The sequence below is a fragment of the Thermostichus sp. MS-CIW-26 genome, assembly GCF_054059115.1.
This window is the reverse complement of sequence record NZ_JBSSBV010000065.1, coordinates 1-12,048: the sequence shown is the minus strand read 5'-3', so window position 1 is coordinate 12,048 and position 12,048 is coordinate 1. Positions and strand designations below refer to the sequence as shown.

The window sequence follows — 12,048 nt, the reverse complement described above, 5'->3', positions numbered from 1 at the left end:
TGCGGGATACCGCCTTCCTGCTCAGAGATAGGCAGGATGCGATCGCTTCTTTCCTGAACCATGTTCAGGAGAGTTCAGCGTGAATGTATCAGTACCCCTGACTTCCAACCTCTACAGCTCCCAGAGCCATTGAGGCCTAAGCCTCAGCAAATGCCCTTCTCCAGCCCCCCGACAGCACCTGCAAATCCTCCTCATCCAAGTCCGCAGGAGTGCCGGAGCGGATGAGCTCGGCAAAATCTTCGTTGGGCACCATGAAGCAGAGGGCGTAGAGGCGGCCTGGGCCGGTGTTGCGGATTTCATGCACGCCTGTTGGCGGAACCAAAATGCTGTCTCCGGTTTTGATGGGGGCCGCTTTTCCATCGCAAATGGCCATGCCCTCACCCTTGAGGATAAAGAACATCTCTACAGCCATTTGATGGCGGTTGGGAGGGGTTTTGCCTCCCTCATCGAAGATCTCCACACAAAAAGTCAGAGAAATCTGAGCATGAGAAGGATCAAACACAATGGCCAAGCGATTGGTATCGTGGGGGCTGATGCGAAAAGCCTGATAATCGGCAGGGGTTTTAACAATTGGGATCACACAGCGGGAGAGCGTTTGCATCGGGATCCTCCACTCAAGCGATAAGGGGTGAATAGCGGGAAGGGCTAACAGGGGAGAGCCGCCAGCAAGTCAGGGGAGGAGGCGACAAAGCCAAAGCAGTGCTTGACGTTATAGAGGGTGGCCAGCAAACAGTATTCAGGAGAGGTGGTGGCGGCGCAGTCTTCCAGCAAAATGCAGTCGTAGCCGAGGAAATTGGCGTCTTGCAGGGTGGTCATGACGCACTGGTCGATGTTCACACCGGCAAAGAAGAGGGTGGTGCGCCCCAGGTTTTTGAGAATGCTATCGAGAGGCGTATCCCAAAAGCCGCTCATGCGGAACTTGTCCACCCAGATATCCTCGGGTTTGACTTCCAACTCCTCCACTACGGACGCACCCCAACTGCCGTGAGTGAGAACCAGAGACCCGTTCTTGGGCAAGGGATCCCCCAGCCCTACTCCCTCTCCGGTGGGGTTGTACACATGTCGCAAGCCGGCGCTGATGTTGAGCAAGTCAGGGCGATTGCCCCAGTTCACCCACACAATCGGCACTTGAGCTTGTCGCAGGCGGGGCAGCAGGGCTTTTAGAGGGCCGATGGGAGCCCGTGCAGGTGTAACATCGACGCCAATGCTGGCCAGCCAACCGTCGGGATGACAAAAGTCGTTTTGCATGTCGATCACCAACAACGCCGCCTTGGCCAGATCCAAGCGCAGGGTTTTGCTGGAGGTGGGTAGCAGGATGGGCCGGGGATCCAAGGGCGGACGGGTGAGGTCGGCCATTTCGGCATTCACAGCCCAGGCATTGGGAGGGATCCCAAGGGTCTTCAAGGGGCGATTGGGGGTGCTCATGGATTCTCCGCTCGCGTCGCGCAGCAGTGGGATCAGGTTGGGCAGTTGAGTGATGACCCACAACTACGCTCGACCTTAATGCACAGCCAACCTCACTTTGGAATCGTAGGCTACACTTTCTCACCTTATTGACGCATGGGATCCCCCAGGGTCAGTTGATAGGGGCTGAGATGGAGATCAGGAGAAGAAAAACCGAGGAGATTTCCGAAAAGCTGCCCAGGGATCCCTCCCTGCACGCTATGCTGTAGAAACTTGAAATGATTATGTAGAAGCATGAGCATCCTGCGGCAATATATCTTTCCTGCCCTCATCCTGCTGGTGTTTCTGTTTACCCTGGTGGTGGTGAGCATTCGCTCGTTTCTGCCGGAGGATATGGCCCAGCCTGCCCCTCTAGAAGAAGCGACGCCTGTGGCCCTTTCTGCAAATGCCTGAGGATGGCTGAACAAGGGATCCCTTTGCCCGCCGGTTACCGTTGGCGCATTGGCTCAGCCTGGGATCGGCCCTGGGTGAGGCGAGGATTGCAGGCCACGTTGCAGGAATCTTTTCCAGAGCAAAGCAACTGGGATCACCTAGAAGAGACGCTGGATCGCCTCTTCGACCCACCCCGTACCCCTTGCTGGTGGATCTTGAAAGAAGAAACCGCAGAGCCGGTGGGCTGTGTTTGGGCCGGCATCTCCACCGATCAAGCCACCCATCGGCGGGTGGCCTACGTCTTTTTGCTCTGGGTGGATCCCGCCCATCGCCGGCAGGGCCTGGGCAGAGCTTTGATGCAACAGGTGGAACGCTGGGGATCCCAGCAGCAGCTGGCGGCCATCACCCTGCAGGTTTACCATCACAACCAAGCCGCCCTCCATTTCTATCAGCAGGCCCACTTTGCTGTACAAGGCTACTGGTTGTACAAGCCGCTCAGCCCCGCGCCCATAGACGCGCATGTAGAAGAGCATGAATACAAAGGTCATGAAGTTTTGTGAATAAGCCGGGATCCGCTCTCAGTTGCTCTTTTGATGAAAGCGGTGGCAAAGACTGGAGGGAAAGACCATGTCCAGACCTGTCAAACTCAGTGAAGCTGAGGTCCAAGCCAAGCTGGAAAATCTGCCGGGCTGGTCTTTGCAGGATGGGAAGCTGCATCGTCAATTTCAGTTTCGCTCCTTTGTCGAAGCCTTTGGCTGGATGAGCAGTGTGGCCTTGGTGGCCGAGAGCATGGGGCACCATCCCGAATGGACCAATGTCTACAACCGCGTGCGGGTGCATCTTACCACCCACGATGCCGGGGGCATTACAGAACTGGACTTTACCCTGGCGCAACGCATGAACGAGCTGGCCAGCTAGACGCTTCAGTACCCAACTTTGGGGATCCCTCAAAGCCGGCTTGGCAGAGGATCCCCATTGGTTTGTTGCTGCCTCTAAGGTTGTGTCGGGAGTTGCGCTGGTCTGATAGACTAAGCCTAAGGTTAAGAAATGATAATTTTATGAACGTGCTGGTTGTGGGGGCGACGGGAACGCTGGGCCGTCAAGTGGTACGCCGAGCCATCGAAGAGGGACACCAAGTTACCTGTCTGGTGCGAAATCCGGCAAAGGCTGCTTTCTTGAGTGAATGGGGCGCTCAACTGAAAGTGGGAAATCTGCTTCAGCCCAGCACCCTCAACTCCGCGATGGAAGGCATCGAGGCGGTGCTCGACTGTGCTACGGTGCGGGTGACCGACACCCTCAGCGCCCGTCAGGTGGACTGGGATGGCAAGGTTGCCCTGATCAATGCGGCACGGGCTGCCCAGGTAGGGCATTTTATCTTTTTCTCCATCATGGGCGCCCACCACGAGTATCCCAATGTGCCCCTGATGAATTTCAAGCATCACATTGAGAAGTATTTGGTTGGATCCCAGATGCCCTACACCATTTTCCGGCCAGCGGGCTTTATGCAGGGGTTGATTGGCCAGTACGCCATCCCCATCTTGGAAGAACAAATCGTCTGGGTAACCGGCGAGGGCATGCCAACGGCCTACATAGACACCCTAGATGCAGCCCGGTTTGCGGTGCGAGCTCTCACTGTAGAAGCTGCCAAGCAGCAAATCTTTCCCTTGGTGGGGCCTAAGGCTTGGACGGCTCGAGAAGTCATTGCCTTGTGCGAGCAGCTCTCCGGCAAAAAGGCCAAAGTCAGCACCATGCCGCTGGGATTACTGCGAGGGGCGCGCAAGGTGGCGCAGTTCTTTCAGTGGAGCTGGAACATTGCCGACCGGCTGGCGTTTGTGGAGGTGATCGCGGCCAAAGAACCCATGCACGCCGATATGACGCCTGTATGCGAAACCCTGGGGATCGAACTGGCCTCTCTGACCTCTCTTGAGGATTACCTAGCGGAGTATTTCCAGAAGATGTTGAAACGGCTTCGCGAGCTGAAGGTCAAGCAACCCAAAGTCAAAACGCCCTTCTAGGTCGTTGTTCTCAATCTTCATCTTCTTGGCAATTTCACAGGGACTTACGATGGTAGCCTTGGGATGAAGAGGTGAATGGGATCCTGCTTGCGTTAGCCTATCGAAGACCGGAAGTAGGGCAGCAGAACTTCGGGGATGTCCTAGAGCCATTCACGGTATCTGCGCAGCCGGGGATCCTGAGTTCCCAAGGAGTTTATTCCCATCCACGCTTTAGAGAGTGAGGGGGTGACAACGACAGAGGTTATTCTGCTCCCCCTACTTGAACTATAGATTTTTGTCTATAGTTTTTATCGGAAAGTTCAATTTTTATCTATCTCGGTTCGCCGCTAAGATGCCTTTTAAGATTTTTTACAGGATCTCAGCAAGTGTTCCAGTTTGGCCAAGATCCCTGGCCGAAGGAGGATTATGAGCTTGAACGGGCTGGTCACAACTGCATGGCTGATTCCCCTCTACGCTTTGGTGGCGTGGGCGGGAGCGCTGATCTGGTCCCCAGGAATCACCCGGCGCACGGGACCACGTCCGGCAGGTTATTTGAATGCCCTGCTGACCTTAGTGGCTTTCCTTCACAGTGTGGGAGCGCTGGTGGCGATTTGGGATCAGCCGGCGCAGGTCATTCGGTTGCCTTGGCTGCAGGTGGGGGATCTGATGTTAGAGCTGCCGCTGCAGGTGTCATCGGTAACTCTGGGGGCCTGCGCTGTGGTGACGGGGCTGAACCTGGTGGCCCAGATCTACGGCTTTGGCTACATGGAAATGGACTGGGGCTGGGCGCGGTTTTTCTCCCTGCTGGGCCTGTTTGAGGGGGGGATGTGTGCCTTGGCTTTGTGCGACTCCCTCTTTTTCAGCTACGTGATCCTGGAGATTTTGACCCTGGGCACTTACCTGTTGGTGGGCTTTTGGTTCAACCAATCGCTGGTGGTGACGGGAGCGCGGGATGCTTTTTTAACCAAGCGCATTGGCGACCTGTTGCTCTTGATGGGGGTAATCGCCATCTATCCCCTGACCGGCTCCTGGGAGTTTGAGGATTTGGCGGCCTGGGCAGAGGCGGTGCAGGCAGGATCTGTCACTGTGGATCCCACCCTGCTGGCCCTGGTAGGGCTGGGGTTGCTGGCCGGCCCCGTAGGCAAGTGTGCCCAATTTCCTCTGCACCTGTGGCTGGATGAGGCGATGGAAGGGCCGATCCCCTCGACGATCTTGCGCAATGCGGTGGTGGTGGGCACAGGGGCCTGGGTGTTGATTCGCCTGCAACCCCTCTACGAGCTTTCCCCAACAGTGCTAAGGGTGATGCTAACCATCGGCGGCTTGACAGCGGTGGGGGGATCCCTGGTGGCTTTGGCCCAGATCGACGCCAAGCGGGCCCTGTCTTATCTGGTGAGCGCCTACATGGGCTTGATCTTTGTGGCGGTGGGCACCGGTCATCCCCAGCAAGCCTATGGGTTGCTGCTGACCTATGCGCCCGCGATGGCCCTGTTGGTGATGGCGCTGGGCATGGTGATCTGGAACAGCATTACCCAGGATCTGCGCTATCTAGGAGGCTTGTGGTCGCGGCGCCCTATCTCGGGGCTGTGCTTCTTGACCGGGATGGCTGGAATCATCGCTTTGCCTCCCTTCGGCTCCTTTTGGGTGCTGACGGATCTCTGGCAGCAGTTGGTGCAACCGGGGCAGGGGTTGTGGGCGGCAGTTGTGCTGGTTACCAATGCGGTGACGGCGCTGGGGCTAACGCGGGTATTTGGCCTTGTTTGGGGGGGCAAACCGCAGCAGATGAGCGAGCGCTCGCCAGAGGTGCATTGGCCGATGATGCTGCCCAGCACCGCCATGATGGGGGTAACGCTGCACATGCCCATGATCCTAGCGGCACTAGGTCTGATTCCCGCTCTGGAAGGGATCCCTGTTGGGGTAATGACGGGCTCCAGCTTGACAGGCATTGCCTTGGGAGCCTGGCTGTATCTGCGTCCGCAGCGGCAGCCGGTGGACTGGGCCTTCTTGGCCGACTGGCAGGATTTGTTGGCCAACGACTTCTACACCCCCAAGCTCTACCGGGCCAGTGTGGTGTTTGCGGTACGCATCATCTCTGAGGTTACAGCCTTGTTCGACCGCTATGTGGTAGACGGCTTGGTAAATTTGACCAGCTTGGCGGTATTGGCGGGTGGACAGGTTTTGAAATACACCACCTCTGGCCAGTTGCAAGCCTACGTGCTGACGATTGTGGTGGGGGTGGCCCTGCTGGGCTGGCTGATTCTCTAGGCTTGGGCAAGGTAGCGGGACGGAGTCCTTAGATAAAGAGGGAAAAGAGGGAAAAGACCATGCTGAGTGCCTTGATTGTGTTGCCGATCTTGGGATCCCTGCTCCTGTTCTTAGGCTTGGGGGGGCGAAAGCTGGCGGTGGCCTTGGCCGGGATCCTGCTGGGGATCTCGCTGCTGCTGTTTGCCAACTTTGACCTGCAAGCGGAAGGGCTGCAGTGGGTGCAGCGGTGGGATTGGATCCCGGCAATTGGGCTGAGCTACTCCCTGGGCCTGGACGGGTTTTCCCTGCTGATGGTGGCTTTGAATGGGCTGCTCACGCTGATTGCGGTGCTGACAGCTGAGCCAGAGGTGAAGCGGCCCAACCTCTTTTACGGCTGCATTTTGTTCATGAGCGGGTCGGTCAACGGGGCTTTTGTTGCCCAGAACCTGCTTTTGTTCTTCTTGTTTTACGAGCTGGTGCTGATCCCGATCTACCTGCTCATCTCCATTTGGGGCAGCCCCAAGCGGGATTATGCTGCCATCAAGTTTTTGATTTACACCGCCGTTTCCGCCATCTTTCTGTTGGGGGCCTTTTTGGCCATCTACTGGCTGGGGGATCCCCATAGCTTTGAGCTGCTGGAGATCCGCATCACCTCTCTCAGCCCTGTTGCCCAGACCTTGACGCTGTTGGCCTTGATCGTGGCTTTCGGCATTAAGATGCCGCTGATCCCCTTCCACACCTGGTTGCCTGATGCATACGGGGAGTCGTCGCCGCCAGTGGCCATCCTCCTGGGAGGGATCCTCTCCAAGTTAGGCACGTACGGTCTGTTTCGCTTTGGGCTGCAGTTGTTTCCCCAAGCTTGGGCCGACCTGGGCGGGATCCTAGCCTGGTGGGGAGCCATTGCCGTGCTGTCGGGGGCTTTGGCGGCCATCGCCCAAAAAGACATCAAGCGCATGGTGGCCTACAGCTCCATCGGCCATATGGGCTACATCCTGCTGGGCATGGCGGCAGCCACCCCGATTAGCCTGACCGGGGCGATGGTTCAGATGGTCTCCCATGGTCTCATCTTGGCGCTGCTGTTCGATTTGGTGGGCTTGGTGGAGCGCAAAGTGGGAACCCGCGATCTGGATGTGCTCAACGGCCTGCTCAACCCCTTGCGGGGCTTGCCCACGGTGAGTGCTCTGCTCATCTTGGGGGGGATGGCCAGCGCCGGGATCCCTGGCCTGGTGGGCTTTGTGGCGGAGTTCTTGATCTTCCAGGGCAGCTACCAAGATTTTCCTCTGCCCACTTTGATCAGCATCTGTGGCACCGGCTTGACGGCGGTGTACTTTGTGATTTTGCTGAACCGCACCTGCTTTGGCAGGTTGGACAACCGCACCGCCTACTACCCGCGCGTGCATGGCTGGGAGCGGATCCCAGGGCTTATTTTGACGGCCTTGATCGTTTGGTTTGGGATCCAGCCCATGAACCTGGTGAAATGGCCGCAACCGTTGGCCTTTACCCTATCCACCCAGGTGGCTCAGGCCCAAACGCTTATCTTGGCATCAGCCGGTGACCTTGCCCCCATTACCCTCTCTGGAGCCGATCCAGGCAATCGGGAAACTTCCAGGAATTGAGATCCCAGGGAATGACCTCAAGGAGCCAGAACTTTTGAAGAGTTGGAGACTTCTTCTATGACGACAACCCTCACAGCCCGCAAGCTGCCCCCTTCTACCCACCCTTTTGCGGATGTAGTCCACCGCCTGGAGGCTGGGGGATCCATGCTGCCAGATACGCCGGAAAACCTGATGCAAATTATCGGCCTCTACAAAGCCTATGCCGTGCCAATGGATTTCTACTGGCGGGATCTGCTCTACATTGCCGAGCAGGTGTTTGTGGATCCCTTGCCTTTTTTCAAGTTCATCATTCCTGAAGAGTATCTGAAGCTGGCCAACCACTACGCGGGGGATAACGCGGATTTGCGGATTTGGCGGGGCCAGGCTACGGCCCATCCCGAGCTGCTGGAGTTCATGGAAAAAGGGGAGCTGAAGCGCAAGCTGCCCAGGATTTTGCATCACCTCTGGCATGACCGCATCAACATGGAATTTGCCGAAGAATGTATGCGGGCCATGCTCTGGCACCGGGATATGGGGGGCTTGCTGGATCCCTACATGGATTCCGAAGAATACAAGCAAAATGCCGACCGCGCCATCCGCGCCTATTGCCAGGGCAACCCCTTGTTGATGGGGCTATACAAGCTCTTCCCTGATATGTTCTTGGAGCTGTGCCGCCAGGCCACCATGTACTCGGTGTTGGGCCTGTTTTGGGAGGTGATGGCTCCGGTCTTTTTTGAGATCAGCGATCTCTACGACGAAGGCAAAATCACCAGCGTGCCGGAGGCGATGAACTTTTTGGTCAACGGGATCTTCGCCATTGCCGGACGACCCATCTACCACCGCGTGCGTATTCGGGGAGAATGGTACGATATTGTGCCCAAATCCAAAGGATTCACCTGGCTATATGAGGCTGCCTTCCCCTATGTAGAGGCCGTGTTTTATCGCACCTCTCCTTTCCGCGGCACTAAGTCCTACAACGCCCAGGCCAACGAAGTTCCCACCAACCAGTTGGACTTCCACTACGGGATCCTCTACGCCGATAAGTTTCCGGTGGGCACCGCCGGGATCCCGCCCACGCTCTTGCACCAGGATATGTACCACTTTTTGCCCCAGTATTTGGTGGAGTATTATCGCAAGCATTGCCGCGGCGAAGAGGATATGCTGATTCAACTGGGGGTTAGCTTCCAGCGCTCCATGTACAACGTCACCTCAGCCGTGATTCAGGCGGGAAGGGCCGCTTTCTTGTATCCCCTTGATGATCCAAATCCACGGCACTTGATGATGAACCGCCGTTATTTTGAGGGACAACTCAATCGCTTCACCCGACCGGAATACGGGATCCGGGAAGCAGCCCGCCTCGCCTACATTCAGGATCAGAATTATCGCTAGCCCGTGGCAACTTTAATGATCCCAAAGCCTTTCGAGCAGCAATCCAGTTAGCAACAACTTCACAGCAAAAGGATCCCGGCCATGCCCGATATTGTCGATATTGCCGTCTCTGCTGAGGGCTTTTCCACCTTGGTAACTGCCGTTAAAGCGGCAAACCTGGTGGATACTTTGAAAAGCCCCGGCCCCTTTACCGTTTTTGCCCCCACCGATGGGGCTTTTGCCAAGCTGCCCCCTGGCACCATCACCACTCTGGTGCAAAACATCCCCCAACTGACCCGCATCCTGTGTTACCACGTGGTGCCCGGTCGCCTGAAAAAGGCAGATTTGGCCAAGTACCAAAGTGTGGGCTCGGTAGAGGGATCTCCCATCGACTTGTTGATCGAAGGGGACGTTTTCGAGGTCAATAACGCCACCGTTATCCAAGCCGACATCGAAGCCGATAACGGCATCATCCACGTCATCGACACCGTCATCCTGATGCGGCCCCACTGGTTCTGGCCGATTATGAACTCCGCCTTGGCTGCCTCGGCCAGAGGATAGACAGATCTATCCTGAACCGAGCTTGGGGAAAGTGCCTGGGTGAACCCTCTCCCCCTCTCCGCAACTTTATAGGTACGGTCAGAGATTTCTGCTCCGCGTGCAGTCTACACCATCCCCCGCCCCCCACAGGGTGGGGATTTTTGTCTCTCGGTAGCAGTGATGTCGCCGTCTTTTAAACCCAGAGATGAATCCGAAGCTTGGCCTGATACGTACCTTATTTAGCCTGTTCTCTGACCGAGGAGCTTTTTTCCATGTTGTTGATCGGTTTTTCCCTTCGGCCTCGTTCAATTTTCGAGGTTTTTTGCGGCTTTTGCCTGGTTGCTGTCTTGTTTCTCAGCGGTTAAGGAAGCTTTACAAATCTCACAACCCCACTTCTACCCATTGCTAACTTTGGCCCTGGACATATTCACATTGCTCAGCCGCAGCCAGGACAATCTTTCGCCCAGGCCACAGGGCCGGTGGTCTTTGTCTTGAACATGTTGCCGAATCCAGGCAATCAGTCGGGGAATTTCCGACTGGAAGCCAACCTCACCCCTGAGCAAGTCTCCAGCTTTTTGGCCGGAGCTTACTACATCAACATTCACACGCAGGCCAACCCGCCGGGCGAGTTGCGAGCCCAGGTGGTTTTCCCTCGCTAAGGTTTGATCCAGTACCCCATCTGGGATCCCCGCAGGTGAGGGGATCCCTAATTTTTGCGGACGGATTGGCTGTTCTGTGAACTCCCCCACGGTCAGTCGTGCCGGCAGGACAGAGTTTCTGTGTAGCTCCTGGCCAGCAGCTTTCGGTAGTCCTGGAGCTGGCCTGCCAGTCCCCTTTACAGAGCGAGCTGTAGGCTTCACCTCTGGGCTAGCTGTGGAGCGCCAAGGGAATAACTACACAGGTTGTTGCCCACCTACAATGGCCCGACAGCGAATGTAGGGGCCGCCTGCATCCACCTTGGCCGGTTGACCCTTGCCGCAATGGCCGGATCCCAAATCCCACAGGAAGTCCCGCGAGACGGCATCCACCGATTGCAGCACCTCAAAAGCATTGCCGGTGATGGTGACACCGCGCAGCAACTCCGCCAGCTTGCCATCGCGAATGCGGTAGGCCCGCTCTACCCCAAACATAAACTCGCCCGTGGAGTCCGCCTGCCCGTTCCTGGCCCCATCCAGGAAGTAGCCATCGGGAGTGCTGGCGATGATTTCCTCTAGCGTTTGGGATCCGGGTTCAATGAAGGTGTTGCGCATGCGGATCAAAGGCTCATCGGCATATTCCCAGGCGCGGGCATTGCCGGTGGGCTCTACGCCAAAGTGGGCAGCAGTTTCGCGGTTGTGGAGATAGCTGACCAGAATGCCGTTTTGGATGATGGTGGTGCTTTGGGTAGGAACGCCCTCGTCGTCCACAGGAAGGGTTCCCCCTGCCCCCGGCATAAACTCTGAATGGCCGGAGTCTTTGAGGGTAACCCAGTCGCTGGCCACCCGCTGCCCCAGCTTGCCGGCAGCCACAGAACCCGCCAGAACAAAATCCGCCTCGACCGTGTGGCCAATGGCCTCGTGCACCAACAGCCCCACGATGGAAGGCGACAGAATAACCGTGGCCCATCCCCCTTCTGCGTAGCCTGCGGACAATAAATCAACCGCGGTAGCAGCCGCCTTTTCCGCCATCTGCAAGGGATGCGAGCGGAACAGGCAATCCCATCCCCCTGTTACCCCAATGGCCTCGGAGCCACTGCTGAGCTGGCCGGCAGCTTCGGCCACCGCCTGAACTCGCAGCTCGGGGCGCACCAGACGAAAGGCCACATCCGCCCCATCGGTGGTGACGATGGCTTTTTCCTCGTAGATCTCGTTGTAGGTGCAACTGGCGGAGCTAATTTGGCGAGAGGCCTGCCGGGCCTGCGCCTCGGTTTCCAGAGCCAACTGGATCTTCGCCTCCAGCGGTTTGTTCAACACCTCCTCCACACCGGGCTCGCAGAACTCCCCTTGGGCCAGCCGCACACTGGGCAGGGATCCCAGCTTTTGTTTGCGGTAGTCGGCGCTGGCTTGGGCGGCACGGCGAGCTTCAGCGATGGCCTCCCGAATAGCAGCCGGCGAGGGATCCCCGGTGGCAGCAAAGCCCCAAGTACCTGCTTCCAACACCCGCACCCCCACTCCGGAACGGCGACGAACCGCGGTGCGCTCAAGGCGGCCCTTCTCGGCAGTGACGCTGCGGAACACCTTGCTGTGGTAGCGCAGTTCCACAAAGCCAGAGCAATCCCGAAGAATGTCGCGCAGAAGGTCTCGCATAGCAACAGGGAGATGGGTGTAGTCCTCAGTCCAGCATAGCCCGATCCTGGAAAGTCGATGAGCTGCCACGCCGAGTAAACTACCCGGCACCCGCGCTATGCGCAGGGTGCGGGCTTTATCCCAATCCCTAGCTGACCCAGAGGACAGCTAAGTTTCGGAATTTCAGGCGAGTTTACAGTCGCCCCAAGG

At 57.3% G+C, this 12,048-nt stretch carries 12 protein-coding genes; 9 read left to right on the top strand and 3 right to left on the bottom strand.

The features are described 5' to 3' along the window. Nucleotides 1–136 precede the first annotated feature (136 nt). Both ACVWZU_RS13605 and ACVWZU_RS13600 read right to left on the bottom strand, forming a co-directional pair. Nucleotides 137–601: a cupin domain-containing protein gene (locus ACVWZU_RS13605; protein ID WP_414389181.1), complete on the bottom strand. Its 465-nt coding sequence runs from the start codon at nt 599–601 to the stop codon at nt 137–139. Between the two features lie 44 nt (nt 602–645). Next, a complete protein-coding gene (locus tag ACVWZU_RS13600) occupies nt 646–1,425 on the bottom strand; it encodes a cysteine hydrolase family protein (RefSeq protein WP_457445431.1) in 780 nt (259 codons plus the stop codon). 273 nt (nt 1,426–1,698) lie between these two features. Here ACVWZU_RS13600 and ACVWZU_RS13595 point away from each other — a divergent pair, with 273 nt between their 5' ends. From ACVWZU_RS13595 to ACVWZU_RS13555, 9 genes are all read left to right on the top strand, one after another. Continuing rightward, nucleotides 1,699–1,857 (top strand): hypothetical protein, encoded by a 159-nt coding sequence (locus ACVWZU_RS13595; protein WP_011434410.1) that lies wholly within the window; start codon nt 1,699–1,701, stop codon nt 1,855–1,857. 2 nt (nt 1,858–1,859) lie between these two features. Continuing rightward, nucleotides 1,860–2,396, top strand: coding sequence for a GNAT family N-acetyltransferase (locus tag ACVWZU_RS13590; RefSeq protein WP_457445429.1), 537 nt, complete (start codon nt 1,860–1,862; stop codon nt 2,394–2,396). Nucleotides 2,397–2,463: 67 nt separating this feature from the next. Further along, nucleotides 2,464–2,754: a 4a-hydroxytetrahydrobiopterin dehydratase gene (locus tag ACVWZU_RS13585; protein ID WP_099812243.1), complete on the top strand. Its 291-nt coding sequence runs from the start codon at nt 2,464–2,466 to the stop codon at nt 2,752–2,754. A 140-nt stretch (nt 2,755–2,894) separates the two neighbouring features. Continuing rightward, nucleotides 2,895–3,851 (top strand): NAD(P)H-binding protein, encoded by a 957-nt coding sequence (locus ACVWZU_RS13580; RefSeq protein ID WP_457445427.1) that lies wholly within the window; start codon nt 2,895–2,897, stop codon nt 3,849–3,851. Nucleotides 3,852–4,256: 405 nt separating this feature from the next. Further along, nucleotides 4,257–6,092 (top strand): NAD(P)H-quinone oxidoreductase subunit F, encoded by a 1,836-nt coding sequence (locus tag ACVWZU_RS13575; protein WP_457445425.1) that lies wholly within the window; start codon nt 4,257–4,259, stop codon nt 6,090–6,092. Between the two features lie 59 nt (nt 6,093–6,151). Further along, nucleotides 6,152–7,687: an NADH-quinone oxidoreductase subunit M gene (locus ACVWZU_RS13570; protein ID WP_457445423.1), complete on the top strand. Its 1,536-nt coding sequence runs from the start codon at nt 6,152–6,154 to the stop codon at nt 7,685–7,687. A gap of 57 nt (nt 7,688–7,744) precedes the next feature. Further along, on the top strand, nt 7,745–9,055 hold the full coding sequence (locus tag ACVWZU_RS13565; RefSeq protein ID WP_457445421.1) for a CO2 hydration protein: 1,311 nt from the start codon (nt 7,745–7,747) through the stop codon (nt 9,053–9,055). Nucleotides 9,056–9,136: 81 nt separating this feature from the next. Further along, complete coding sequence (locus ACVWZU_RS13560; protein WP_011434417.1) at nt 9,137–9,595, top strand: fasciclin domain-containing protein; 459 nt, start codon at nt 9,137–9,139, stop codon at nt 9,593–9,595. Nucleotides 9,596–9,975: 380 nt separating this feature from the next. Next, on the top strand, nt 9,976–10,233 hold the full coding sequence (locus ACVWZU_RS13555; protein WP_414374720.1) for a CHRD domain-containing protein: 258 nt from the start codon (nt 9,976–9,978) through the stop codon (nt 10,231–10,233). Between the two features lie 234 nt (nt 10,234–10,467). Here ACVWZU_RS13555 and ACVWZU_RS13550 read toward each other — a convergent pair whose 3' ends face one another. Further along, on the bottom strand, nt 10,468–11,859 hold the full coding sequence (locus tag ACVWZU_RS13550) for a TldD/PmbA family protein (RefSeq protein WP_414357839.1): 1,392 nt from the start codon (nt 11,857–11,859) through the stop codon (nt 10,468–10,470). Nucleotides 11,860–12,048 lie beyond the last annotated feature (189 nt).

What these genes read in the sequence shown, in the direction of transcription:
- ACVWZU_RS13605 (WP_414389181.1), bottom strand. Translation starts at nt 601, where the DNA reads ATGCAAACGCTCTCCCGCTGTGTGATCCCAATTGTTAAAACCCCTGCC.
- ACVWZU_RS13600 (WP_457445431.1), bottom strand. Translation starts at nt 1,425, where the DNA reads ATGAGCACCCCCAATCGCCCCTTGAAGACCCTTGGGATCCCTCCCAAT.
- ACVWZU_RS13595 (WP_011434410.1), top strand. Translation starts at nt 1,699, where the DNA reads ATGAGCATCCTGCGGCAATATATCTTTCCTGCCCTCATCCTGCTGGTG.
- ACVWZU_RS13590 (WP_457445429.1), top strand. Translation starts at nt 1,860, where the DNA reads ATGGCTGAACAAGGGATCCCTTTGCCCGCCGGTTACCGTTGGCGCATT.
- ACVWZU_RS13585 (WP_099812243.1), top strand. Translation starts at nt 2,464, where the DNA reads ATGTCCAGACCTGTCAAACTCAGTGAAGCTGAGGTCCAAGCCAAGCTG.
- ACVWZU_RS13580 (WP_457445427.1), top strand. Translation starts at nt 2,895, where the DNA reads ATGAACGTGCTGGTTGTGGGGGCGACGGGAACGCTGGGCCGTCAAGTG.
- ACVWZU_RS13575 (WP_457445425.1), top strand. Translation starts at nt 4,257, where the DNA reads ATGAGCTTGAACGGGCTGGTCACAACTGCATGGCTGATTCCCCTCTAC.
- ACVWZU_RS13570 (WP_457445423.1), top strand. Translation starts at nt 6,152, where the DNA reads ATGCTGAGTGCCTTGATTGTGTTGCCGATCTTGGGATCCCTGCTCCTG.
- ACVWZU_RS13565 (WP_457445421.1), top strand. Translation starts at nt 7,745, where the DNA reads ATGACGACAACCCTCACAGCCCGCAAGCTGCCCCCTTCTACCCACCCT.
- ACVWZU_RS13560 (WP_011434417.1), top strand. Translation starts at nt 9,137, where the DNA reads ATGCCCGATATTGTCGATATTGCCGTCTCTGCTGAGGGCTTTTCCACC.
- ACVWZU_RS13550 (WP_414357839.1), bottom strand. Translation starts at nt 11,859, where the DNA reads ATGCGAGACCTTCTGCGCGACATTCTTCGGGATTGCTCTGGCTTTGTG.